General features: G+C 61.7%; 23 protein-coding genes. 15 read left to right on the forward strand and 8 right to left on the reverse strand.

Going from position 1 to position 24,660, the window contains the following annotated elements:
* Positions 1 to 6: 6 nt before the first annotated feature.
* Positions 7 to 879, forward strand: coding sequence for a sulfate ABC transporter permease subunit CysW (gene cysW, locus HX783_RS13440; RefSeq protein ID WP_159953616.1), 873 nt, complete (start codon positions 7 to 9; stop codon positions 877 to 879).
* A 3-nt stretch (positions 880 to 882) separates the two neighbouring features.
* The gene (locus tag HX783_RS13445) at positions 883 to 1,863 is read left to right on the forward strand and encodes a sulfate/molybdate ABC transporter ATP-binding protein (protein ID WP_046034569.1); all 981 of its coding nucleotides are present in this window, start codon (positions 883 to 885) and stop codon (positions 1,861 to 1,863) included.
* A 108-nt stretch (positions 1,864 to 1,971) separates the two neighbouring features.
* On the opposite strand, the gene HX783_RS13450 is transcribed toward HX783_RS13445, so the two are convergent.
* Complete coding sequence (locus tag HX783_RS13450; protein WP_177017184.1) at positions 1,972 to 2,499, reverse strand: DUF962 domain-containing protein; 528 nt, start codon at positions 2,497 to 2,499, stop codon at positions 1,972 to 1,974.
* Positions 2,500 to 2,582: 83 nt separating this feature from the next.
* Here HX783_RS13450 and HX783_RS13455 point away from each other — a divergent pair, with 83 nt between their 5' ends.
* Positions 2,583 to 3,269, forward strand: coding sequence for a Crp/Fnr family transcriptional regulator (locus HX783_RS13455; RefSeq protein ID WP_177017185.1), 687 nt, complete (start codon positions 2,583 to 2,585; stop codon positions 3,267 to 3,269).
* 38 nt (positions 3,270 to 3,307) lie between these two features.
* Positions 3,308 to 3,673 (forward strand): response regulator, encoded by a 366-nt coding sequence (locus tag HX783_RS13460; RefSeq protein WP_159953619.1) that lies wholly within the window; start codon positions 3,308 to 3,310, stop codon positions 3,671 to 3,673.
* Between the two features lie 134 nt (positions 3,674 to 3,807).
* Here the strand turns inward: HX783_RS13460 and HX783_RS13465 are convergent, their stop codons facing one another.
* Positions 3,808 to 4,812 carry an AraC family transcriptional regulator gene (locus tag HX783_RS13465; RefSeq protein ID WP_177017186.1) on the reverse strand — a complete coding sequence of 335 codons (1,005 nt, stop codon included), beginning with the start codon at positions 4,810 to 4,812 and terminating at the stop codon, positions 3,808 to 3,810.
* Between the two features lie 101 nt (positions 4,813 to 4,913).
* Between HX783_RS13465 and HX783_RS13470 the strand changes: the two genes are divergently transcribed.
* Complete coding sequence (locus HX783_RS13470) at positions 4,914 to 5,984, forward strand: fatty acid desaturase (protein ID WP_177017187.1); 1,071 nt, start codon at positions 4,914 to 4,916, stop codon at positions 5,982 to 5,984.
* On the opposite strand, the gene HX783_RS13475 is transcribed toward HX783_RS13470, so the two are convergent.
* Both HX783_RS13475 and HX783_RS13480 read right to left on the reverse strand, forming a co-directional pair.
* Positions 5,971 to 6,786, reverse strand: a complete 816-nt coding sequence (locus tag HX783_RS13475; RefSeq protein WP_177017188.1) for an ABC transporter ATP-binding protein — start codon at positions 6,784 to 6,786, stop codon at positions 5,971 to 5,973. The two genes, HX783_RS13470 and HX783_RS13475, sit on opposite strands and share 14 nt — an antisense overlap.
* Complete coding sequence (locus HX783_RS13480) at positions 6,783 to 8,381, reverse strand: ABC transporter permease (protein ID WP_177017189.1); 1,599 nt, start codon at positions 8,379 to 8,381, stop codon at positions 6,783 to 6,785. Before HX783_RS13480 ends, HX783_RS13475 begins: the two co-directional genes overlap by 4 nt.
* Before the next feature lie 288 nt (positions 8,382 to 8,669).
* Here HX783_RS13480 and HX783_RS13485 point away from each other — a divergent pair, with 288 nt between their 5' ends.
* Positions 8,670 to 9,671 carry an ABC transporter substrate-binding protein gene (locus HX783_RS13485; RefSeq protein ID WP_177017190.1) on the forward strand — a complete coding sequence of 334 codons (1,002 nt, stop codon included), beginning with the start codon at positions 8,670 to 8,672 and terminating at the stop codon, positions 9,669 to 9,671.
* A gap of 105 nt (positions 9,672 to 9,776) precedes the next feature.
* Here HX783_RS13485 and HX783_RS13490 read toward each other — a convergent pair whose 3' ends face one another.
* On the reverse strand, positions 9,777 to 10,697 hold the full coding sequence (locus HX783_RS13490; protein ID WP_159953625.1) for a LysR family transcriptional regulator: 921 nt from the start codon (positions 10,695 to 10,697) through the stop codon (positions 9,777 to 9,779).
* A gap of 181 nt (positions 10,698 to 10,878) precedes the next feature.
* Here HX783_RS13490 and HX783_RS13495 point away from each other — a divergent pair, with 181 nt between their 5' ends.
* Complete coding sequence (locus HX783_RS13495; RefSeq protein ID WP_177017191.1) at positions 10,879 to 11,784, forward strand: TauD/TfdA family dioxygenase; 906 nt, start codon at positions 10,879 to 10,881, stop codon at positions 11,782 to 11,784.
* 125 nt (positions 11,785 to 11,909) lie between these two features.
* Here the strand turns inward: HX783_RS13495 and HX783_RS13500 are convergent, their stop codons facing one another.
* Positions 11,910 to 13,517 (reverse strand): alkaline phosphatase family protein, encoded by a 1,608-nt coding sequence (locus tag HX783_RS13500; protein ID WP_177017192.1) that lies wholly within the window; start codon positions 13,515 to 13,517, stop codon positions 11,910 to 11,912.
* Positions 13,518 to 13,651: 134 nt separating this feature from the next.
* A complete protein-coding gene (locus HX783_RS13505) occupies positions 13,652 to 14,596 on the reverse strand; it encodes a LysR family transcriptional regulator (RefSeq protein WP_159953628.1) in 945 nt (314 codons plus the stop codon).
* Positions 14,597 to 14,751: 155 nt separating this feature from the next.
* On the opposite strand from HX783_RS13505, the gene HX783_RS13510 reads away from it, so the two are divergent.
* On the forward strand, positions 14,752 to 17,067 hold the full coding sequence (locus HX783_RS13510; RefSeq protein WP_177017193.1) for a TonB-dependent receptor: 2,316 nt from the start codon (positions 14,752 to 14,754) through the stop codon (positions 17,065 to 17,067).
* On the opposite strand, the gene HX783_RS13515 is transcribed toward HX783_RS13510, so the two are convergent.
* Positions 17,038 to 18,237 carry a CynX/NimT family MFS transporter gene (locus HX783_RS13515; protein WP_177017194.1) on the reverse strand — a complete coding sequence of 400 codons (1,200 nt, stop codon included), beginning with the start codon at positions 18,235 to 18,237 and terminating at the stop codon, positions 17,038 to 17,040. The two genes, HX783_RS13510 and HX783_RS13515, sit on opposite strands and share 30 nt — an antisense overlap.
* 111 nt (positions 18,238 to 18,348) lie before the next feature.
* Between HX783_RS13515 and HX783_RS13520 the strand changes: the two genes are divergently transcribed.
* The 7 genes from HX783_RS13520 to HX783_RS13550 all read left to right on the forward strand — a co-directional run bounded on the left by HX783_RS13520 (position 18,349) and on the right by HX783_RS13550 (position 24,275).
* Positions 18,349 to 19,200, forward strand: coding sequence for a LysR family transcriptional regulator (locus HX783_RS13520; protein ID WP_177017195.1), 852 nt, complete (start codon positions 18,349 to 18,351; stop codon positions 19,198 to 19,200).
* 283 nt (positions 19,201 to 19,483) lie between these two features.
* Positions 19,484 to 20,305: an energy transducer TonB gene (locus HX783_RS13525; protein WP_177017196.1), complete on the forward strand. Its 822-nt coding sequence runs from the start codon at positions 19,484 to 19,486 to the stop codon at positions 20,303 to 20,305.
* Positions 20,306 to 20,356: 51 nt separating this feature from the next.
* Positions 20,357 to 21,079 (forward strand): MotA/TolQ/ExbB proton channel family protein, encoded by a 723-nt coding sequence (locus tag HX783_RS13530; RefSeq protein ID WP_159961287.1) that lies wholly within the window; start codon positions 20,357 to 20,359, stop codon positions 21,077 to 21,079.
* Position 21,080: 1 nt separating this feature from the next.
* Complete coding sequence (locus HX783_RS13535; RefSeq protein WP_005783751.1) at positions 21,081 to 21,482, forward strand: biopolymer transporter ExbD; 402 nt, start codon at positions 21,081 to 21,083, stop codon at positions 21,480 to 21,482.
* A 315-nt stretch (positions 21,483 to 21,797) separates the two neighbouring features.
* Positions 21,798 to 22,379, forward strand: a complete 582-nt coding sequence (locus HX783_RS13540) for an alpha/beta hydrolase (protein WP_177017197.1) — start codon at positions 21,798 to 21,800, stop codon at positions 22,377 to 22,379.
* 49 nt (positions 22,380 to 22,428) lie between these two features.
* The gene (locus HX783_RS13545) at positions 22,429 to 23,367 is read left to right on the forward strand and encodes a sigma 54-interacting transcriptional regulator (RefSeq protein ID WP_177017198.1); all 939 of its coding nucleotides are present in this window, start codon (positions 22,429 to 22,431) and stop codon (positions 23,365 to 23,367) included.
* A 125-nt stretch (positions 23,368 to 23,492) separates the two neighbouring features.
* Entirely contained in the window at positions 23,493 to 24,275 is a 783-nt protein-coding gene (locus tag HX783_RS13550) for a MetQ/NlpA family ABC transporter substrate-binding protein (protein ID WP_177017199.1), read from the forward strand.
* Positions 24,276 to 24,660 lie beyond the last annotated feature (385 nt).

Below are 24,660 nucleotides of genomic sequence, written 5' to 3' on the forward strand. Positions count from 1 at the left end.
CGGAACATGTCCCAATCGTCTATTTCCGCCGCGTCCTCGGCCAACGCTGCCCGCCGTGGCAGCGCGGTGTCGCGACGTATCCTGATCAGCCTGGGCTGGCTGGTGTTCTTCCTGTTCCTGCTGCTGCCACTGTTTATCGTGGTGTCCCAGGGTTTGAAGAATGGCCTCGGCGCGTTTTTCACTGCCATCCTGGAACCCGACGCACTGTCGGCGCTGAAACTCACGGTGATCGCCGTGGTGATTTCGGTGCCGCTCAACCTGGTGTTCGGCGTCAGCGCCGCTTGGTGCGTGAGCAAGTACTCGTTCCGTGGCAAGAGCATCCTGGTCACGCTGATCGACCTGCCGTTCTCGGTGTCGCCGGTGATCGCAGGTCTAGTCTACGTGTTGATGTTCGGCGCCCAGGGTTTCTTCGGCCCGTGGCTGCAAGACCACGACATCCAGATCGTGTTCGCCTTGCCGGGCATTGTGTTGGCGACCATCTTCGTGACGGTGCCGTTTGTGGCGCGTGAACTGATCCCGCTGATGCAGGAGCAGGGCACCCAGGAAGAAGAGGCCGCGCGCCTGCTCGGCGCCAATGGCTGGCAGATGTTCTGGCACGTGACCGTGCCGAACATCAAATGGGGCCTGATCTACGGCGTGGTGCTGTGTACCGCACGGGCGATGGGCGAGTTCGGCGCGGTGTCGGTGGTGTCCGGCCACATTCGCGGCGTGACCAACACCCTGCCGCTGCATGTCGAGATCCTCTACAACGAATACAACCACGTTGCCGCGTTTGCCGTCGCGAGCCTGTTGCTGATCCTGGCGCTCTTCATCCTGCTGCTCAAGCAGTGGAGCGAGAACCGTATCAACCGCCTGCGCAAAAGCGCCGGTGAGGAATAAGTCATGTCGATCGAAGTCCGTAATGTCAGCAAGAACTTCAACGCCTTCAAGGCCCTGAACAGCATCAATCTGGACATCCAGAGTGGCGAGCTGGTGGCGTTGCTGGGCCCGTCCGGCTGCGGCAAGACCACCTTGCTGCGCATCATTGCCGGCCTGGAAACCCCGGATGACGGCAGCATCGTGTTCCACGGTGAGGACGTGTCCGGCCACGATGTGCGTGATCGCAACGTCGGTTTTGTGTTCCAGCACTACGCGCTGTTCCGCCACATGACCGTGTTCGACAACGTCGCCTTCGGCCTGCGCATGAAGCCGAAAAACCAGCGACCGAATGAAAGCCAGATCGCGGTAAAAGTCCACGAACTGCTGAACATGGTGCAGCTCGATTGGCTGTCGGACCGCTACCCGGAACAGCTCTCCGGCGGCCAGCGCCAGCGTATCGCCCTGGCCCGCGCCCTGGCGGTAGAACCCAAGGTGCTGCTGCTGGACGAACCCTTCGGCGCCCTCGACGCCAAGGTGCGTAAAGAACTGCGCCGCTGGCTGGCGCGCCTGCACGAAGACATCAACCTGACCTCGGTGTTCGTGACTCACGACCAGGAAGAGGCCATGGAAGTCGCCGACCGTATTGTGGTGATGAACAAGGGCGTGATCGAGCAGATCGGCTCACCGGGCGACGTCTACGAAAACCCGGCCAGCGATTTTGTGTACCACTTCCTGGGGGATTCCAACCGGCTGCATTTGGGTGAGGACCAGCACGTGCTGTTCCGTCCGCATGAAGTGTCACTGTCGCGGCATGAGCTGGAAGATCACCATGCGGCTGAAGTACGTGATATTCGGCCGCTCGGTGCAACGACTCGGGTGACCTTGAAGGTCGAAGGCCAAAGCGAGCTGATCGAGGCTGAAGTGGTGAAAGACCACGACAGCCTGACCGGTTTGGCCCGTGGCGAGACCTTGTTCTTCAAACCCAAGGTCTGGCAAAAAGCTTAAAAACACCGTAAGACCCCTGTGGGAGCGGGCTTGCTCGCGAATGCGGAGTGTCAGTCAACAGATATACCGACTGATCTACCGCTTTCGCGAGCAAGCCCGCTCCCACATTTAGACCTTGCTCGGCTTTAGATCGCGGCGTTCCACTGGCCCCGAGCGCTGCTCGATCTGGCTTTTCAGATCACCCCGCAACCCCACCAGAAATGCCAACTCCGCCACCACAAACAACGGCCCCACAATCAGCCCCGACACGTCGTCCACAAACGCCGGCTTCCTGCCTTCGTAATAGTGGCCGACAAACTGAATCACCCAGCCCACCACAAACATCCCGATCCCGCTGCTCAGCCACACCGCTGTGCTCTGCGCGGCCAACACGTGCCCGGCCCACACCGACAAGCCCATCAACAGCGTCATCAGCACGCCCAGCGCCCATTCCAGGCGCAGGTAAAACCACGCCGAAAACAGCGCGAGCAGCACCGCTGGAGATATCCACAGGCTGCCGACGGCCCATTCGGGGCGTGACAGCAGCACCGCCACGGCGACGACAATCAGCGGGATGCCGATAAAGTGGCTGGCGATATTGCGCGGGTCGCGGTGGTAGGCGGCGTATTGACTGAGGTGGTCGACGAGGCTTTTCATTGTTGTTCCTCCTGTAGGATGTTTGATCATGCCCTGTCGGCCTGCCACTGACTGTCAGCTGGGCGACAATCTTCGGAGTGCTCATGGACACACAGAAATGGCACGCGCAGCTGGCCACCGGTCAGTGGTTCAGCCACTTGCCTGCTGCTTTTCAGCATAGCCTGCTGGCCCACGCCCGGCCGCGCCAGCTGGCGGCGGGGCAGTATCTGTTCAAGCGCGGCGACCCGCCGTGTGGCCTGTATGCCGTACTCGACGGCACCTTGCGCATCAGCGCGGTGAACGAGCACGGCAAGGAAGCGCTGTTGAGCCTGGTGGAGCTGCCGTACTGGTTTGGCGAAATATGCCTGTTCGACGGCCTGCCACGCACCCACGACGCCTGCGCCGTCGGGCCGTGCACGCTGTTGCAGGTGCCGCAGCACGCGCTGCTGAAAGTCCTCGATGAGTCGCCCCAGTACTGGCGCGACCTGGCGCTGCTGATGAGCCAGAAACTGCGCCTGAGCTTTATCAACATCGAACAGTTGAGCCTGATGCCGGCTTCGGTTCGCCTGGCCCATCGTTTGTTGATGATTGTGGAAGGTTATGGCGATACCGAGCGCTCAAAAAGTGTGCTGCAACTGCCCCAGGAAGACCTGGCGGCGATGTTGAGCCTGTCACGCCAAACCACCAACGCGTTGCTCAAGGACTTGCAGGCCCAAGGCATCGTGCGCCTGGGCTATGGCGAGATCGAAATCCTTGATGCGCCGCGACTGCGTGAGGCGGCGCACACCTGAGGGTGTTAGCCTGCAAGCCTGATCAATCGAGGTGCGTTATGCGTGTGCTGTTAGTGGAACATGAAGCCGAAGAGGCACGGCGGATGGCCCAGGGCTTGAACGAGGCCGGTTACAGTGTCGAAGTCGCGGCCAATGGCATGGCGGCGTTGCGCCTGGTTGAGAGCACTGAATACGAGCTGGTGATTCTGGATGTGATGCTGCCGGGCTTGAATGCCTGGAAGTTGCAGCAGGCGATTCGGCTCAAGGGTGAGACGCCGATGTTGTTCCTGACCACGCCGGGCGGGATTGAGGACCGGTTGCGGGGATTGGAATTGCATGAGGATGATTATTTGCTCAAGCCGTTTGATGCCAAGGCACTGGTGGCGCGGGTAAGGAAATTATTGCGCCGGGATCGTGGGCGCTGACTGATCCCGGTTATGGGTTGCCGGGGCTATCGCCATCGCAGGCAAGCCAGCTCCCACATTTTGAAGTGTGAACACCGTCAAATGTGGGAGGGGGCTTGCTCCCGAAGAGGCCCTTACAGTCACCGAATATCTACCTACCGCAACCCATCCCGAAACTGCCCCGGCGTCAGCCCCGTCCAGCGCTTGAATGCCCGGTTAAAACTGCTGGTATCGGCAAACCCGAGCAAATGGCTGATCTCAGCCAATGAGCACTGCGGATCGCGCAGGTGCAGCAGTGCCAGGTTCTCCCGGCACTCATTGAGCAGCGCATCAAACCGGCAGCCTTCATCCGCCAAATGCCGCTGCAAGCTGCGCAAACTCAAGTGCAGCGCCTGGGCAACCCGCTCGGCGCTGGGCTCACCTTCGGGCAACTGCGCCTCGATAATCGCGCGCACCTTGCGCTCCCAGGTCAGCGGTTGCAACTGGGCGAGGGTGCGTTTGAGCACGGTTTCATTGTGTTCGGCCAACTCGGGGTTGGCGTCGTCCAAGTGGCTGTCGAAATCCCGCGCGGCAAACTCCAGGCGGTCTTCCTCGGCGCCAAAAAACACCGGCGCGCGAAATACCGTGTGCCAGGGCTTGGGATCAGCCGGTTCCGGCCGCCGCAGGTACACCGCCAACGGCGCGTATTCACGGCCCAGACGATTACGGCAGGTGCGCACATAGATCGCCGCAAACGCATCAATCGCTTCCAGCGCCGGCGCCGGGCTGCCGGGCGGTTGCAGCAGACGAAAGCGATAGCGTTCGCCCTCTCGGCTAAGCTCCAGTGTCAGGGCATCGCTGACCACTTGGTGGTAACGCACGATCCGCTCAAACACCTCACGCAGACTGCCGCTGGCCACCAGCGCATACCCCAGGGCATGAAAGGTGGTGGGGCTGACAAACCGCGACACCCGCAGGCCAATGGCCGGGTCGCCGCTGGCCTGCACTGCCAGCGCCCACAAGCGTGTGGTGGCCGACAACGGGTAGCGCGCATTCGGGTCGTCCATCTGCTGCGGGTCAAGTCCGGCCTGGGCGCACAGTGCGGCGCTGTCGAGGTTCAGGGCATCGAGCTGTTTGCGCAGGGCGCGGGTCCAGCTGGCGAGGGAAGTGGCTTCGGTCATGACGATTGGCGCTTGCGGTCAACAAGTTGGCGTCCGGGGCTAGCGTCCTGCCAGATCGCTTGGGGCAGGATGGACGCATCAGTAAACAAGAGGATGGGAGCATGGACGGTACTTCTGCAAGTCCCCAACAGATGAACGCGCAACAGCGTTCAGCACATATCCGTGAAGTGGTGCTCGCCGAAGGCCTCAGGTTGCGCCAGCAGCACCCCTGGCTGCGGCACCAGGACGCGCTGGGCGCGGGCATTCTGGCGTTTGCCTTGCTCGGCATGCTCGGCTCTGCGGCGCTGTACATGACCGGGCATATGGCCTGGTGGGTGTGCCTGCTGCTCAACGCCTTCTTCGCCTCGCTGACCCATGAGCTGGAACACGACCTGATCCACAGCATGTACTTTCGCAAGCAGCGCGTTGCGCACAACCTGATGATGGGCCTGGTGTGGCTGGCGCGGCCGAGCACCATCAACCCGTGGATCCGCCGCCACCTGCACCTCAATCACCACAAGGTGTCAGGCACCGAGACCGACATGGAAGAACGCGCCATCACCAATGGCGAGCCGTGGGGCATTGCGCGGTTGCTGATGGTGGGTGACAACGTCATGTCGGCCTTTATCCGCATGCTGCGCGCCAAGACCTGGCAGCACAAACTCAAGATTCTCAAGCGCTCCCTGCTGGTTTACGCACCGCTGGCGCTACTGCATTGGGGCGCGTGGTATGTGTTCCTCGGCTTCCATGCCGCCAATGGCATTGCCAGCCTGACGGGCACGCCGATCGAGTGGTCAGCCGGCACATTGCAGATGATGCAGGTGATCGACATCGCCGCCGTAGTGATCATCGGCCCCAACGTGTTGCGCACTTTTTGCCTGCACTTTGTCAGCTCCAACATGCACTACTACGGCGATGTGGAGCTGGGCAATGTGATCCAGCAAACCCAAGTGCTCAACCCGTGGTGGATGTGGCCGCTGCAGGCGTTCTGCTTCAACTTCGGCAGCACCCATGGCATCCACCATTTTGTGGTGAAAGAGCCGTTTTACATCCGCCAGATGACGGCCAAGGTGGCGCACAGCGTAATGCGCGAGATGGGCGTGCGCTTCAATGATTTCGGTACCTTCGCCCGCGCCAATCGGCTTGAACGCCAGGCGCAGCCGGAGGCCGAACTCGCGTTCAGCAAGCAATAAAGGCCAAGGGCAGGTCACGAATCTGCTCGCGCACGGGCGGCTGGTAGTGGCCGTCGCTGATCAGTTCGTGCAGCAGTTCTTCGCGCAGTTGATGGAATTCAAAGCTGCTGCGCTGACGCGGATGGGGCAGGGCGATATCCACGACTTGCTTGATCCGCCCCGGTCGCGGCTCCATCACCACCACGCGGTCGGCGAGGAAAATCGCTTCTTCCACATCGTGGGTCACCAGCACCGTGGTGATTTTGGCGCGGGCGCGAATCGCCAGGAGCTCGTCCTGCATCTGCTGGCGCGTCAGCGCATCAAGGGCGCCGAAGGGTTCGTCGAGCAACAGGATGCGCGGGCTCGCCACCAGCCCACGGGCAATCGCCACCCGCTGCGCCATGCCGCCGGAGAGTTGATGAGGGTAGGCGCGGGTGAAGTCAGTGAGGCCCACCAGCTCGATAAAATCGCTGATGCGCCGGTTGCGCTCGGCCTCGCTCAGCGGCTCGTTGACCAGGCCCAGGCCGATGTTTTGCGCCACGGTCAGCCACGGGAACAGGCGGTGTTCCTGGAACACGATGCCGCGCTCGCCACCGATGCCGCTTACCGCTTTGCCGTCGACCTGAATCTCGCCACGAAACTGCGTATCGAGCCCAACCAACAGGCGCAGCAGGGTGGATTTGCCGCAGCCACTGGAACCGACAATCGCGACGAATTCACCCTCGGCAATCTCCAGGTTGAATTCGCGAATAGCCTCCAGTTCGAAGCCATCGACGTCGAAGGTTTTGCCCACATGGTTGAAGCTGACGATAGGTGCGTTCATGCGTGTCTCCAGCGGGTTGCGCGGGTTTCGATGCGTTGGCCGATAAAATTGAGGGTCGCGCCGGTAAGGCCGACCAGCAGCATGCCGCTCATGATCACGTCCATGCGCAATAGCTGTTGGGCGCCGATCATCAGGCTGCCGATGCCGCCGTTGGACGGCATGAAATATTCCGCGCCGATGGTGCCGAGCCAGGCGTAGATCAGGCTCAGGCGCAGGCCGGCGAAAATCCCCGCCGCCGCGCCTGGCAACACCAGGCGGCGCAAGCGTTGCAACAGGTTCAGGCGCAACACCTGCGCCGCCTCGCGCAACTGCGGCGAGAGGTTCAGGACGCTGCGTTGGGTGGCGATAAACAGCGGGAAAAAAGCCGCCAGGGCGATAAACACCGATTTGGCCAATTCACCCAAACCGAACCACGCCGTGAGCAACGGCACCCAGGCAAAAATCGCGATCTGGCGCAGCGCGGCCAAGGTCGGGCCGAGCACCCGCTCACTGCGCCGCGACAGGCCCAGCCACAGGCCCATGGCAAAGCCCAGGCCGCCACCCAGCAGCAAGCCACTCAACGTGCGCCCCAGGCTTTTGCCCAAGGCGCCGGACAGGCTGCCATCCAGCACGCCTGCACCAGTGGTTTGCAGCACCGCCCACGGGCTGACCAGAATGTTCGGGTCGACCCAGCCAAGTTGCGTCGCCACTTGCCACAGCGCCAGCAACAGCAGCGGTAACAGCCACGGTTGCAGGCGCTGCCAGCCTTCATAGCGTGGCCCGCGACGAATCTGCGCGGTGGCCGGGTGCGGCCAGTGCACCCACTGGCGGTCCAGCCAACCGATGCCGCGGTCCATCACCACGCCCAGCACGCCAATAACCACAATGCACACAAAGACGATATCGAGCATGAACAGCTGGCGCGCCCAGACCATCAGGTAGCCGATGCCTTCGCTGGAGGCCAGCAACTCCACCGCCAACAGCGACGTCCACCCGGCCGCCAGGGCCAGGCGTACGCCGGCCATGAACGCCGGCAGCGCGGCGGGCAGGATCAGGCGGCGGATCAACAGATGAGTCGGCAGGCGCAGCACACGCGCCGCTTCACGCAAATTGGGCTGGGCGTCGCGCACGCCGACCAAGGTATGCAGGGTGACGGGCACCACGATGGCCTTCACCAGTACCACCAGTTTCAGGGTTTCGCCGATGCCGAAAAACACCATGAACAGCGGGATCCAGGCCAGGGTCGGCACTTGCGACAGCGCGCTGAAGGTTGGAAAAATCAGGCGCTCGGCGCGGGCGCTGAACCCCAGCAGTGCACCCAATAGGGCGCCTGCGCCGACACCCGCCAGCAGCCCCCAGAACAGGCGCTGCAAGCTGATCGCCAAATGGCTCCACAGCTCGCCGCCGGCCAGTTCCACGGCGCTGCTCCACACCAGCGACGGCGGCGGCAGAATCTGTTCACTCATCCAATGATTACGGCTGGCCAGCCACCAGAGTGCGAACAGCCCCAGTGGCAGCAACCATGGCAATAAACGTTCGCTCAGCCTCGGCCAGCGCGGTGCGGCGCTATTGCCGGGGGCCGCGAGAGGTAGGCTCAAAAGTGAAATTCGGGCCATGGAGGACCTCCGTTGTCGCCGAGGGCGTTATGTGATTTCGATCTTACAAAAACGCAATCAAGATGATTGTGGGATAAGAAAAATCATTTAAAGCCTCTGCCCGGCACGCATCCAATGCATTCGAAGAATATTTTCGATGCTGTTTATGCATAACCCTCTGGAGCCTGCGTTTTAGCCTGCATAGGTCTAAAAGCTATTAAATTGTGAATTTATAGTATTTAAAGTTTTGTCCGGCCTGTGCCTACTTTCTGCTCCCCAGGCGACCGTCGCCCACCAGGAGCTGCGCTTATGAAACTGCCCTTCAAACGTCTGATCAGCCTGTTCGCGGGCACCGCCCTGGCCGGGCTGGTGCACGCGGCCGACCTTACGGAAATCCGCATCGCCGTGCCCGACCTCAGTGCGGGCAGCCAGCACAGCGGCGGCGGGGTGACCGACGTGCTGCAAAGCCAGCAGATCTTCGAAAAAGCCTTCGCCGACCAGGGCATCAAGATCCAATGGAATTACTTCAAGGGCGCCGGCCCGGTGATCAATGAGGCCTTCGCCAACGGCCAGGTAGACCTGGCTTACCTCGGCGACCTGGCCGCGATCATCGGTCGTTCCAACGGCCTGGATACTCGCCTGCTCAGCGCCTCGGCACGCGGTGTGAAGCACTACCTCGGCGTGGTGCCGGGCTCCGGCATCAAGACCTTGCAAGACCTCAAGGGCAAGCGCGTCGCGGTGTTCCGTGGCACGGCCAGCCAGTTGTCGTTCGACAGCGCGCTGGCCAGCCAGGGTTTGAGTGAAAAAGACCTGAAAGTCATCAACCTGGACTTCAGCGCCGCCATTGCCGCCCTGGCCGCCAAACAGATTGACGCCACCTGGGGCGGTTCAGGCCTCACAGGGCTGCAAGCCAAGGGCCTGGCCGAGATACCGCTGACTACCAAGGACATCGGTGGCGCCGGCAGCGTGCAGGCAGTTCTGGTGGGCAGCGCCAAGTTTGTCGACGAACACCCGCAGGTCGTAGCCAAGTTGCTCAAGGCCCAACAGCAAGCCGTGCAATGGCTGACTGATGACAGCAACAAGCAGGCCTACATTGACTTGGTGTCGACGCGGGCCAGTTACCCGCCGGTGATCCTGGCCAATGATTTGAAAGACCAGAAACTCAGCGAGATTTTCCCGTCGACCCTGGACCCGGCGTTCCTCGGCAAATTGCAGGACGCGGTGGATCTGGCGTCCAAGGAGCGGCTGATCCGCAAGTCGTTTCAGGTGAGTGATTGGGTGGCGCCGAACCTGGCGGCGGCGGGGCTCTGAGTCTGGTGGTGTCTGGGCTATCGCTATCGCCGGCAAGCCAGCTCCCACATTTGATCTGTGAACACAGTCAAAATGTGGGAGCGGGCTTGCCCGCGATGAGGCCCGTCAAACCGCCACACTCACCTCCTGCCTGTCCACCTCCACCAACGTCTCAATCATCGCCTTCGCCGCCGGCGACAAGCGCGACCCTGTGCGGCTGACAATCCCGCACCGCGCGCTCATGGTCTCCAGGTTCTGCGGCAGGTTGCGCCAGTGCAGCAGCACCAGCGTGCCTTGGGCGATGTCTTCGGCAAAGGCTTCCTCGGTGCCCACGCCGATGGCGTTGGACTGCAGCACAATCTTGACCAATGCCGGGAAGTGTTCGGTCTGAATGCTCGGTGAAAAGTCCATGCGCCCACTCAGGTTCGCCAGCAGTTTGCGAATGCCTTGTGAGATCAGCGGCGAGGCCAGCGGGTAGTCGAACATGTCGTTGGTCGACAAGCTGTCCTTGGCCAGCAGCGGATGCCCCGGCCGGCAGAAAAACACCCCGCGCTTGGGCGTCAGCGCGCGCGTCTGGAAGTTCGGGTCGGCTTCGAATTGGCGGATGTCGGCGATAAAGAATTCGATCTCTTCGCGGCTCAAGGCGCGGCTGAGTTTTTCCCAGTTATCCACCTGGAAACTGGTGCGGATTTTCGGGTGGGCGCTGATAAAGCGCGCCACTGCATCCGGCACCAATTTGACCGCCGGCGCCGGGCCGGTGCCGAAGCGCAGGTCGCCCGCGTCGAGCTTGGTCATGCGCGTGACTTCACTGCTCAGCAGGGCGGCGCCGTGCACCAGGCTCAACGCGTGTTGCAGCACCACCTGGCCTTCCGGCGTGGGGCGCAAATCCTTATTGCCACGGTCGACCAGCACGCAGCCGAACTCTTGCTCCAACCCCTGGATGCTGCGGCTGAACGCCGGTTGGGTGATGCCCATGGCGTCCGCTGCGCGCACGAAACTGCGGTGTTCGTTGAGGGCGATGAAGTAGCGCAGTTGGCGAAGATCCATATGCTTTCCCGGCATTTGAAAAATAGGTCGAAGGCATTTGCGACCCGGGGAGCTGAGGTTTTAAATGCAAGCTCTTATTCCGTCAACGAAGCATTCATTCATTTGCTAGATCTAAATTGCATATGAATAGAGCGTTGCTGGAAAGCATCCCACCATCAGCAGGCACATGAGGGGCATCACCATGAGCAACGCCGCATTAGCCGTTCAACCCGTCGCCCAGGCACTCGACATCCACCCGGTCGCCGGCCGCATTGGCGCCGAGATCCGTGGCATCAAACTGTCCGGTGACCTGGATGCCGCCACTGTCGAGGCCATCCAGCAGGCGCTGGTGCAGTACAAAGTGATCTTCTTCCGCGAGCAGACCCACCTCGATGACCAGAGCCAGGAAGCCTTTGCGCACCTGCTGGGCGAGCCGATTGCCCACCCGACCGTGCCGGTGCGTGACGGCACGCGGTTCCTGCTGGAGCTGGACGGTACGCGCGGCCAGCGCGCCAATTCCTGGCACACCGACGTGACCTTCGTCGACGCCTACCCGAAAGCCTCGATCCTGCGGTCGGTGCTGGCGCCCAAGTCCGGTGGCGACACGGTGTGGGCCAACACCGCCAGCGCCTACAACGACCTCAGCGTCGAGTTGCGCGCACTTGCCGACCACCTGTGGGCAGTGCACAGCAACGAATACGACTACGCCGGGCGCAAGCCGGACGTGTCGGCGGAAAAGCTTGAAGAATACCGCAAGATTTTCACCTCCACGGTGTACGAAACCGAACACCCGGTGGTGCGTGTGCACCCGGTCAGCGGCGAGAAAACCTTGCTGCTGGGGCACTTCGTCAAGCGCCTGAAGGGCTACTCCCAGGCGGACTCGACGCAACTGTTTAACCTGCTGCAAAGCCACGTCACCCGCCTGGAAAACACCGTGCGCTGGCGCTGGAACACCGGCGACGTGGCGATCTGGGACAACCGCGCCACCCAGCATTACGCGGTGGACGACTACGGCACCCAGGAACGCATCGTGCGCCGGGTAACGCTCAAGGGCGATGTGCCGGTGGGTGTGCAAGGGCAGCGGAGCCAGACCACAAAGGGGCTCTAGGCTAAGTTGGAAGATCAAAATGTGGGAGCGGGCTTGCTCGCGAAGGCGGAGTGTCAGTCGATGTATGTATCAACTGACAGACTGCATTCGCGAGCAAGCCCGCTCCCACATTGGTTTTGTGGTGTTTACCAGACGCCTATCTGCACCACTTTTTCCGACTCCGGCTCACCATACCGAAACCATTGCCCACGCTGATCGATCTCTGCGTGGCTGATAGTGGTGCGCCGCTTCAACCCGCGCAGCCATTCGAACAAATACCCCACATGCGTCTCGCGCACCCCCGCATACGCCGGATCTTCGCCCAGGTCATTCAACTCCTGGGGATCTTTTTCCAAATCAAACAGCTGCGGGCGAAAGCCGTCATACGCCAGGTATTTCCAGCGCTCGCTGCGCACCATGGTCATGCGGCAGCGGTCGATGGGCTGCTCCAGACGCTCACGGGCCGGGGCCTGGAAGGCGTAGTCGTATTCGGCGATGGCGTAGTTGCGCCAAGTGATGGGCTGGCCGTGCAGCAGCGGGATCAGCGAGCGGCCTTCCAAACGGTGGTCGGCGTTTGGCAGGCCCAGGGCGTCAAGGAAAGTAGGCAGGGCGTCGATGGTTTCCACCAGGCGTTCGTCCACCGAACCACGGCTGACGTCGGCACTGGCGCGCGGGTCGCGCACGATCAATGGCACGCCCACCGCAGGCTCGAGCAAAAATTCTTTTTCGCCGAGGAAATGGTCACCAAGGAAGTCGCCGTGGTCGCTGGTGAACACAATCAGCGTGTCATCCCAACGGCCATTGCTTTGCAGAAAATCGAACAGCCGCCCAAGTTGATCGTCGATCTGTTTGATCAGGCCCATGTAGGTTGGAATCACCGTCAGCCGCACCTCATCACGGGAGAAATTCAGGCTCTCCTGGTGTTGGCGGAAGGCTTGGTACACCGGGTGATCGCTGGCCTGCTGGGGCTGAATCGGCGCCTGGATATGCTCGGCGCCATACAACGCGTGATACGGCGCCGGGGCGATATAGGGCCAGTGCGGCTTGATATACGAGAGGTGCAAACACCACGGCTGCTCGGCCTGCTCGCGGATAAAGTCGATGGCGCGGTCGGTGGTGTAGACGGTTTCTGAATGTTCCTCGGCCACCCGCGCGGGCAGCCCGGCGTTGCGCATGTGCCAGCCGCTGAGTAGTTCACCGCCTTCGCCTTCTGCGGCATTGGCCCATTCATGCCACGGGTTGGTGCCGTCGTAACCTTTCTCACGCAGGTAATGGGTGTAGGGCGCGGACTCGCGTTTGTCCTCGAACAGCGGGCTGTCGGGGTAGATGCCGTCGTGGCGCAAATAGGCGTCGAAGCCGACTTCATTCAGCGGTTCGGCTTGCGCGCTGTCGGGGTCGATGTGCAGGCGCTGCAAGGCTTCCACGTTTGGCGTGGCGTGGGTCTTGCCGACCAGCGCGGTACGGATGCCGTGGGGGCGCAGGTAGTCGCCAATCGTCAACTCTTCCAGCGGCAGCGGCACCGCGTTCCACGCCACCTGGTGGCTGCTGACATAACGCCCGGTATACGCCGACATCCGCGACGGCCCGCAAATGGTGCCCTGGGTGTAGGCACGGCTGAAGCGCACGCCGGCGGCGGCCAGGCGGTCGATATTGGGCGTGTGCAAATGCGCGTGGCCGTAGCACGACAGGTAATCGCGACGCAGTTGGTCGCACATGATGTAGAGCACATTGCGCACAGGTTTTGGTTGGGACATGGGGCTTCACCGAACAGAAGAAAGACCACGGTTTTCGCTGTTCGCAGGTGCACTGGCAAGTGCATTTGAGGACTGGGTTTCATGCAGGGAATGCATTCCCCTGTGGGAGCTGGCTTGCCTGCGATAGCGTCAGTTCAAACAGCCACATTCTCCAGCGCACACACATCCTCATCCGCCTCATCGATCTGCTTGATCTGCTCAATCATCGCCTCCGCCAACGGCGACAACCGATACCCCGCGCGGCTGACAATCCCGTAGCGGGTGTAGCGCTCTTCCAAGTCCTCGGCCAGCCCGTCAATCTTCAAACACACCAACTCGCCCCGCGCCATGTGCAGCACATCGCTGTTGGCGCTGACGATGCCGATGGCGTCCGAACGCAGCACCACGCCCATCAGGCTGTAGCCGTTTTCGCACTCCACATTGGGTAGGTAATCGGGCCGTCCGCTTAAGTCGACGATGACCTTGCGCAGGTTCGGTGGGCGGATGGTCACGGCCAGCGGATAACTCATCAGCTCGGCGGCGCTCACGCTGTCGCGGTTGGCCAGCGGGTGCCCGGCGCGGCAGCAAAAATACCAGCGCCGCGCGCGCAGGCGGTGGGTGTGGTAGTCCGGGTTGGCTTCGAAATGGCGGGTGTCGGCGACGAAAAATTCAAACTCTTCGCTGAGCAGGCGTTTGCTCAGGCTTTGCCAGTCATCCACCTGGAACTGCACGCGCGCCTTGGGGTAACGCCCGATAAAACTGCCGATGGCACGCGGGATCAACCCGGCGGCCGGTGCCGGGCCGCAACCGAAGCGCAACTCACCGGCCTCCAGCCCGTTGAACTGGCTGATCTCGTTGGCCAATTGCTGCGCGCCGCTGACCAGCCGCCGCGCATGTTCCAGCAACACCTGGCCTTGTTTGGTCGGCGCCAGGTCTTTGCGACCACGGTCCACCAGCTGGCAGCCGGCGCTGTGTTCCAGCGCCTGGATGCTGCGGCTGAACGCCGATTGCGACAGGTTCACGGCCAACGCCGCCGCGACAAAACTGCGTTGTTCAGCGAGGGCGATGAAGTGGCGAAGCTGGCGCAAATCGATATGCATTTTTCACATCAAAAATATCCGGGAAATGCATTGGCTATGCATTAGGTCGACTCCTTATAAAGGCTATCTCTTATGCAGTAAATGTTCGTAAAAACATAAATAAATAACCTTATGGAATATCTGAGCCCAGATATTTCCGGGTTCCGGAGCCGCTTATGAGTCTGTTGAAGTCCTTGCCCCTGGCCATGTTGGTGGCCGGTAGCACCAGTTGGTCGCCGACCCAGGCCGCCGAAACACCCGCGCCGGCAAGCAAGGGCGAAAACGCCGGCGGCCAGCTTGAGACCGTCACTGTGACCGCCCGGCGGCGTACCGAAAGCGCCCAGGAAGTGCCCACGCCCATGAGCGTGATCGGCGGCCAGGCGCTGGAGAGTCAGCGGGTTTATCGGATTCAGGATTTGCAGCAGTTGGTGCCCAGCGTCAACGTCGCCTATATGCATGCGCGCCAGTCCAGCGTGTCGATTCGCGGCTTGGGCAACAACCCGGCCAGCGACGGCCTGGAAGGCAGCGTGGGGCTGTACATCGACAACGTGTACCTCGGGCGACCGGGCATGGCGGTGTTTGACTTGATGGACATCGAACAGCTTGAAGTGTTGCGTGGCCCGCAAGGCACGCTGTTCGGCAAAAACACCACGGCTGGGGTGATCAACATCAGCACCCGCGCGCCGAGTTTTACCCCGGAACGCAGCATTGAAACCTCGTTGGGCGAGGACGGTTATTTCCAAACCAAGGGCACGATTTCCGGCCCGCTCACCGATGATTTGGCCGGGCGTTTTTCGGCTTATCGCACGCGCAGTGACGGCGATATCAAAAATGAATACAACGGTCACGATCTCAATGGCGGCTCACGCCAGGGCTTTCGCGGGCAGCTGCTGTACAAGCCCAACGAGTCCTTCAACCTGCGCTGGATCGGCGACTACAACGAGGAAGATTCCAGCGCCGGCACCCGCGTGCTCTACAGCACCGGGCCGACCATCAATGGCACCAACCTCTACCAGGCCCGGGCGACGGCGGCGGGCGCGACACTGGTGGACGGCACCCATCGCAAGGTCAACCTGGACAGCGACCAGCACGTCACCGTGTTCCAAGGCGGCACATCGCTGGAGGCCAACTGGACGCTGCCGAGCGACTTCACCCTGACCTCGGTCAGTTCCTACCGCTGGTGGAATTTCACCCCGCGCAATGACGACGGGCTCAACGTGCCCGCGTCGTACAACGCCGGTGTGTCGGTGGAAGATAAACAGTGGTCCCAGGAATTCCGTCTGGCCTCGCCTACCGGTGGCTTCTTCGACTATGTGCTGGGCGCCTATTACTTCGGCAATTCGCTGGATAACAAATCCTTTGCCTATTACGGGCCCAAGGCCGATATCTGGAACGGCACGCCGACGGGGGCGTTGAACAATGTGAGCAGCGTAGGCAACGGGTACATTCGCACCGACAGTTTTGCCCTGTTCGCCCAAGGCACCTGGCACCTCACCGAGCGCCTGGATTTCACCGCCGGGCTGCGCGGCACCTATGAAGAGAAAAGCGCCTGGGTCACGCGCAATGCGCCGCTGGGTGGTGCTGCGGTGACCGGCGCCGCTGCCACCGCGCGGCGTGGGCGTGCCGGTGTGTATGACTCGGGCGACCTCAGCCAATACAGCGCGACACCCTCGGGGCTGCTGAACCTCAGTTATCACTTCAACGAAAACCTGCTCGGCTACGCCACGCTGTCTCATGGCGAAAAATCCGGTGGCGTTAACCTGGCCGTGGGCTCCGCGCCGACGGCCGGCGCCGACTCGTTGCTGATCGGCACCGAGCGCGCCAACAACGCCGAGCTGGGCTTCAAGAGCACGCTGTGGGATCGCCGCCTGCAGCTCAACGCCAACCTGTTCTGGACCCAGGTCAACGGCTACCAGACCAACGCCTACGACCAGGACAACCGCGTGCAGTACCTGACCAACGCCGGCTCTGTGCGCTCGCGGGGTGTTGAAGTGGAAAGCACGTTGGTGCCGATCAAGGGCCTGACGCTGAACCTCAACGGCTCGTTTAACGACGTGAGTTACCTGTCTTACAAAGATGCGCCGTGCCCACCGGAAGTCAGCCTGCGCCCAGGCGCGCCGGCGTCCTGCGACTTGACCGGCCACCAGGTGGTCGGCGCCTCGAAGTGGATCGCCAACGCCAACGGCGAATACAAGTGGAACCTGGATAACGGCTTCGAACCCTACGTGACTGCCAGCTACGCGTTCCGCTCCAAAGCGGTAGGCACGGTCGAGGATTCCGACTACGGGCAGATTCCCGCCTATGCCGTGGTGAACCTGTCCACCGGCCTGCGCGGCAACTACCAGCAAGGGCAGTGGGACGTGTCGTTGTGGCTGAAAAACGCCTTCGACAAAACCTACTACACCACGCTGTGGACCGGCGGCAATGGCGGCTATGAAGGCCTCTTGGGCACGCCGCGCACCTTAGGCGTGACTGGGCGCTACGACTTCTGACCCGGTGCGATAGGTGGCCGGGCTGAACACCCGCGTCACCACCAGCATTGCCACTGCCGTTACCGTCAGCACCACCCAGGCGCTGACAAAGTGGCCGGTGAGTTCACGCAGCCAGCCGGTCAGCCATGGCGAAACCGCGTTGATCAAAAAGCCCACGCCCTGCACGAAGGCCGCCAGTTGCCCGGCTTGGCGTGGGTCGCGGTGGTGGTCGAGGGTCAGCAACAGGCTCAGGGCAAAACAGGCGCCCAGGCCGAAGCCGCACAACGCTACCCACAGGTGCGGATAGTCCAGCGGCGCGATGATCAGGCCGAGGTAGCCGATGGTTTGCGCCAGCAGGCTGATGCCAAGCAGCGGGCGTCGGTCGATACCGCGTTGCGCCAGCACCGGCATCAACAGCGCGGCGATTACCTGGAAGATGGTCATGAACGCCAGCAACGAACCACTCGGCAGCACGCCCCAGCCCAGTTGCTGGTAGTACGCAGGCAGCCACGCCACCAGGCTCATGTAGCCGCAATTCACCAAGCCAAAATACAGCGCCAACAGCCAGGCGCGCCGATTGCGCAGGCCTTTGAACGTCGGCATCACGCGGGCGCTTCGGGCCGCACCGAGCGGTAAAAAAGCCCACAGCAGCAACGCGGCCAGCGCCGGCAACAGCCATACGCCGAGCCCCGCCTGCCATTGCTGGAAATACGTGGCCACCAGCGGGCTGAGCAGCGCGGCCAAGCCACCACCGGCCATCAACGACGCTGAATACACACCCATCGCTACCGGCACGCGGTGATGAAACTCACGCTTGATCATCGCCGGCACCAGCGCCTGGATCAGTGCCACACCGGCACCGCCGAGCAACGCCGTGACCAGCAGCGCCGACGCCTGGCCCATCAGCCAGCGCGCCAGGCACGCCAGCAGAATCATCATCAAGCCCAACGCAATGCCGCGCCGTTCGCCCAGGCGTGCTTCCACGCGCACGCCGACCAGCGCCACCAGGCCCATGCACACCACGGGCAGGCTGGTGAGCAGGGCGCTGCTCTGGAAGCTCAGCCCGGTGGCCTGGCGAATCTCGCCGAGCAACGGGCTAATGGAGCTGAGGATGGGACGTAGGTTGAGGCCGAGCACGACCAGCAGGCCCCAGCCCGCGAGTTTGCTCAGGAATGACGGGTTAAGCGGCATGCAGGACCTGCGGGTGCGCAAAAAAGAGGCAAGAAGTATGGCCAGGCGGCGGGGTATTCTGAAATTAAATATAACCATGCCAGTCAGTGGCAAATGGAATGGTGACGCGCCATGTTCGACCCCGTGTTGTTACGCAGTTTTGTTGCCGTGGTGGACTGCGGCAATTTCACCCGCGCTGCCGAGCGCCTGCACGTGACTCAATCCACCGTGAGCCAGCAGATCCGCCGCCTGGAAGAGGCGGTAGCGTGCCAGTTGCTGGACCGCGAGCAGCGTCGCGTGGTGGCCACCGCCGAGGGCGAGCGCTTGCTGGCCTACGCTCGACGTATCCTCGCGCTGCATGAAGAGGCTGCCGACGTATTGATCAACCAGCAAAGCGACGGCGTACTGCGCCTGGGTGTGCCGGAGGACTTTGCCGCCGAACGCCTGATGCCGTTGCTGTCGGCGTTCGTGGCGGCCTTTCCGCGCTTGCGCCTGGAAGTCACCAGCGGCCTTGGGCCGCAATTGCAGCGCCAGTACCGAGCGGGCGAATTCGATGTGCTGCTGGTCAAGCAAATGGGTGACAGCGACGACTGCGTGGCGTCGTGGCCGGAACCGTTGTGCTGGGTGGACAGCCGCAGTACGCCGTCATTCGGGCGCGAGCCGCTGCCCTTGGTGGCGTTTCCGGTGGGCGGGTTGTACCGCAATGAAATGCTGCACCACTTGGAAGTGGGCGGCTGGCATTGGCGCATCGGCTATTCCAGCGCCAGTCTGGCCAGTGTGTGTTCCGCAGTGGCGGCGGGGTTGGGCATCAGTTTGCTGCCGCGACGGGTGGTGCAGGCCGGGCATGTGGTACTCGGTGAAGACAGCGGTTTGCCCAGGGTGCAAGGCGTGCGGCTGGCGTTGTATGGGCGCAGCGGGTTGGGTGCAGCCGGGCAGACATTGCAACGCCAATTGCTTGATTTATGCGCCAACAGTCCAGCGTAAAACGCTCGACAAGCGCCGTTTTTGTGGCGAGGGGCTGGCCACAATCCATGCCTTTTCTGAATATTTTTTATGCCTGAAAAGCATCGAAAAACAGCGCCTTCGTCACAGGCCACGCAGGACGTGGTTTTGGCGCTTCAGGATGTTTCTCATATTCAATTTTGATCTATGTATAACTTTAAAGATTACTTTATGAGATAAGCGTCTGGCCCCGATGATTCAGCCCTCGACGGCCGCTATTGCAGGCCTGTCGGTTTTTTGTGTGAAAACCGTAGGGAGTGAATCAATGGGCAATGTCCAGACCGCCGCCAGTGCACCCGAGGCGCAGTGGCGCCAGGCACCGAGTGGTGAGTTGGTCGACCTTGGCCGGCCGCACCGCGCGCCGTTGGGGCAGTTGCGTTTGCAGCAAACCCCGAAGCGCTTCTCGAGTCGCCGCGAAGGCCTTCTGCTGGGCTTGCTGGTGTTGGCGTTGCACGCTGCGGTGATCTATTGGGTGAGCCAGAAGCCGACGCCGGTGCTGCCGATTGTGCCGCCGGAGATCCCGCCGATGACCATCGAATTTTCCCAGCCTGCGCCGCCGGTGGTTGAACCGCCACCGCCCGTGCCGCCACCACCGCCGCCGCCTGTGGTTGAGCCACCGCCGCCGGTGGTGGATGAATTGGCCGCTAAGCCGGCGCCGCCGAAACCGATTCCAAAGCCTAAACCCAAGCCAGTTCCGAAGCCCGAGCCCAAGCCCGCACCGAAGCCGGTCGAGCAGCCGCCCGCGCCACCGAAGCCTGCGCCACCTGCTCCGCCCGCGCCGGCCGCACCGCCGTCGCCTGCACCGGTTACACCCGCGTCGGCGAACGCCGCGTACCTGAAGAACCCGGCGCCGGAGTACCCGTCACTGGCTCAGCGCCGGGGTTGGGAAGGCACGGTGTTACTCAGGGTGCATGTGTTGGCCAGCGGCAAGCCGGGTGAGATCCAGATCCAGAAAAGCAGCGGGCGCCAGCAACTCGATGACGCCGCACTGGCCGCCGTGAAGCGTTGGAGCTTCGTGCCGGCCAAGCAGGGCGATGTGGCCCAGGACGGCTGGGTCAGCGTACCGATCGATTTCAAGATTCACTAACTATTGCGCTGCGGTGTGTTGCACACGCCGCGACCTGTACAGAGGGAAAACATCATGGCATTAGCATCTCCACTTGAATCCATCGAAAGCGCGGTGATCTGGCTGCTGGTGGTCTTTTCGGTCGCGACCTGGGGCTTCGCCTTGCTCAAGGGCCTGCAGTTCGGTCGCCTCAAGGCCCAGGATCGCAAATTCCACAAACAGTTCTGGGCGGCGTCGAGTCTCGACTCGGCCGCCGAACTGGCCGAAACCCAACCCGGTGCTGCCGCCCGTGTGGCCCAGGCCGGTTATGCCGCAATCCAGGTCGGTGATGCGCCGCACGCAGCGGACTTGAGCCAGGCCATCAACCATCAGGACCGCCTTGAGCGCGCCCTGCGCCAGCAGATCGTGCGGGAACGACGCTCGCTGGAAACCGGCCTGGCCGTGGTCGCCAGTATCGGCAGCACCTCGCCGTTTATCGGCCTGTTCGGCACCGTGTGGGGGATCATGGAAGCGCTGAAGGGGATCAGCGCCGCCGGTTCCGCCAGCCTGGAAACCGTGGCCGGCCCGATTGGTGCGGCGCTGGTGGCCACGGGCGTCGGTATCGCCGTCGCGGTGCCGGCGGTGCTGGTCTACAACTACTTCCTGCGCCGCCTGAAGCTGACGGCTGCCGACCTGGATGACTTTGCCCACGACTTCTACAGCCTGGCGCAGAAGAATTCCTTCCGAGTGCTGCTGCACCCTGCGCTGACCAAAAGCGCGGCCGGCACCCCGCAAAAAGTGAAGGAGGCATCCTGAGATGGCCTTCTCCACGCAAGACAGTGATGAGGTGCTGAGCGAGATCAACGTCACGCCGTTGGTGGATGTGATGCTGGTGCTGCTGGTGGTGTTTATCGTCACCGCGCCGCTGCTGACCAATTCGATCCCGATCAACCTGCCAAAGACCCAGGCTGTGGCCCCGGTGGAGCAGAAAGACCCGCTGGTGGTGAGCATCGACGGCGCCGGCAAACTGTTTATCAACAAGGACGAAATCCAGCCGGACTTGCTGGAATTCAACCTGCAGTCGGCCAAGGCGAAGGACCCCGATGTGCGGGTGCAACTGCAGGCTGACGATGGAGTGAACTACGGCGAAGTGGCGCGAGCCATGGCGTCTATCGAGCGCGCGGGCATCACCAAGTTGTCGGTGATTACCGCACGTTAGTTTCAAATGCCTCGACAATTTTTTGGCCGTCTCCTTGGCAGGGTGCGGCCTTTTTTTTGCCTGAAATTTACCCAACGCCTCAAGTTCCACAGTGTGACCCGGTCAATGTGGGAGCTGGCTTGCCTGCGATAGCGATCTCTCAGCTACAGATGTATTGGCTGACATACCGCTATCGCAGGCAAGCCAGCTCCCACAGTTTGGTTATTTTTTGGGTTGAGTTTTTGGTTATTAATAAATAGCTTCTTATTCCTTAACGAATATAACCCCCGTCCCTATACTGGTCAGCAACGTTAAACGCTGCAGGAGGGCACACCCATGCACAGCGAGTCGATTCGTTATCTGATCGTGCCGGGCTGGCAAGGATCGCCAGAAGATCATTGGCAAAGTCATTGGCAGAACAGCCTGCCCAACAGCGCGCGCGTGGAGCAGGCCGACTGGCTGACGCCACGTCGCGAAGACTGGGTGGCCGCACTGGCCGAGGCCATCGCCGCCGACAGCACGCCTGTCATTCTCATCGCCCATAGCCTGGGCTGCATCACCGCCGCCCATTGGGCAGCCACCGCGCCCGTGCAATTTTTGCGTCAGGTACGTGGCGCCTTGCTGGTGGCCCCGGCGGATGTCGAACGCCCGGCCTGTTCACCGGCCTTGCGCAACTTCGCGCCGATCCCGACCGACCTGCTGCCGTTTCCCAGCCAGGTGGTCAGTTCCGACAACGACAGCGCCGTCAGCGCCTCTCGGGCGCTGGAGCTGGCGCGCAATTGGGGTGCCGAAGCCGGCATCCTGTCGGGCGCCGGGCATATCAATGTGAAGTCCGGCCACCAGCGTTGGGAGCAGGGTTTCGCTTACCTCTATCGCCTGCAAAACCGCCTTGAGCATCACGCCCGGCGCAGCGCCTAAATTCTTTTCAACGCCCCGTCCCTGAGTGGATTTGGGGCGGGAGCCTGCCATGAGTCATGAAACCTTCGGCCAGCCACTGCTGACCTTCCCCGACGCCGAAAAAAGCCCGCTGAGCATCCGCGCCAAGGCACTGGTGTTTGTCGACCCGCGCTCGCGTCTACTGCGTGAACAGCTTGAAAACCTGGCGCCGCGTGCCTTGCCCGTGTTGATTCGCGGTGAGACCGGTAGTGGTAAAGAGCTGCTGGCGCGGCATATCCACCGTGGCAGCGACCGCACCGGGTTATTTGTCTCGGTCAACTGCGGTGCGATCAGCCCCACTTACGCCGATGCCGAACTGTTCGGCTACGCAGCCGGCAGCCATAGCGGCGCGGCGAGCAGCCGGGCGGGGTGGTTTGGTTCGGCCAACGGCGGCACCTTGTACCTGGATGAGATCGGCGACTTGCCGCTGCCGATTCAGGTGAAATTGCTCGCCGCCCTGGAGAACCATGAAGTCACCCGCGTTGGCGCCCATCAGCCCAGCCCGGTAGACGTGCGCCTGGTCGCCGCCACCAGCATCGACCTGGCCCAGGCCGTGGCCGCGGGCAAGTTTCATGAGCGGCTGTTCCATTATTTGAGCGAAGGCCAGCTCGACCTGCCGGCGTTGCGCGAGCGGGTCGGCGACATCCTGTCCCTGGCCGAATACTTCCTCGGCATCTACAGCCAGCGCCTGGACCTGCCGGTGCCGCTGATCAGCGACGCCGCCCAGCGCGTGCTGGAACACCACAGCTGGCCGGGCAATACCCGCGAGCTGGAAAATGTTATTCACTTTGCGCTGCTGGTGAGCAGTGGCGATGAAATTTTGCCCGAGCACCTGAACCTGCCGTCGGCGGGCTCGCCGCTGGCGCAAGTGCAGCGGATTTTCGCCAGTGCCAGCGCCGCCGAGCGGCAAGCCTTGCTCAGCTTTCTAGATGAACAGCGGCTACATGAACAAAATGGAATATCAACGTGAATAAAAGATATTGTTCGGGAATAAAAAATCTAGGTATTGTCCATCCCACGCCGCGATAGCACTTCGCTGGCACACCATAAAAAACGGTCGTCAGAGACGCCCCGGAATTTCGATAAGGACACTGCATGAAAAAGGTTCTGTTGTTTACCGCACTGGCGGCTGCCCTGACTGCAAGCTTCGCCCAGGCCAACGAGAAACTGGTGGTTGCCGCCACGCCGATCCCGCACGCCGAGATCCTTGAGCTGGTGAAACCGACCCTGGCCAAAGAAGGCGTGGACCTGGAGATCAAGGTTTTCACCGACTATGTACAACCCAACACGCAGGTTGCCGAGAAGCGCCTGGACGCCAACTACTTCCAGACCCTGCCGTACCTGGAAAACTTCAACAAGGGCAAGGGCACCAACCTGGTCACTGTGATCGGCGTGCACGTTGAGCCAATCGGCGGTTACTCGAAAAAGATCAAGAATATTTCTGAACTCAAAAATGGCGCCACCGTAGCTATCCCGAACGAAGGCTCCAACGCCGGCCGTGCCCTGTTGCTGCTGCAAAAGAACGGTCTGATTACGCTGAAAGACCCGACCAATGCACTGGCTACGCCAAAAGACATCGCCAGCAACCCGAAAAACCTGAAATTCAAAGAGCTGGAATCGGCGCTGCTGCCACGTGTGCTGGATCAGGTTGACCTGGATGTGATCAACACCAACTACGCGCTGGAAGCTGGCCTGAACCCAGCCAAAGACGCGCTGATCATCGAAGACGCCAAGTCGCCGTACGTGAACTTCCTGGTGGCCCGCCCGGATAACAAGGACAGCGACGCTATCCAGAAACTGGCCAAGGCGCTGACCAGCCCGGAAGTTAAAGCTTTTATCGAGAAGAAGTACAACGGCGCGGTAGTGCCTGCGTTCTGATGTAACCAAAACCCCCTTCAAGGTTTGAACGCCGACGGCTACTACAGCGTCGGCGTTTTTTTTGATCGTTCCCACGCTCCGCGTGGGAATGCTTCCTGTGATGCTCTGCGTCACGCTTTTAAACTGTCGGAGCGGGCTTGCTCGCGAATACGGTCTGTCAGTAACAGATGTTCTGACTGATCCACCGCATTCGCGAGCAAGCCCGCTCCCACATTGAAACTTCAGCGTTTCAGAGATTGCGGCTATTAATCGCCCGACGCAACGCCACCAACCACTTCACCAGCTCCTGCGGATCAATCGGTTTCGCTTCGTTCATTTTCTCATTCCTTCGAAAAAACAGCTTTCCTGCGACCCCAAGACCATAGCCGCCAGCGGCCAAACCCGC

The organism is Pseudomonas sp. D2002, assembly GCF_013385735.1.
Taxonomy (GTDB): domain Bacteria; phylum Pseudomonadota; class Gammaproteobacteria; order Pseudomonadales; family Pseudomonadaceae; genus Aquipseudomonas.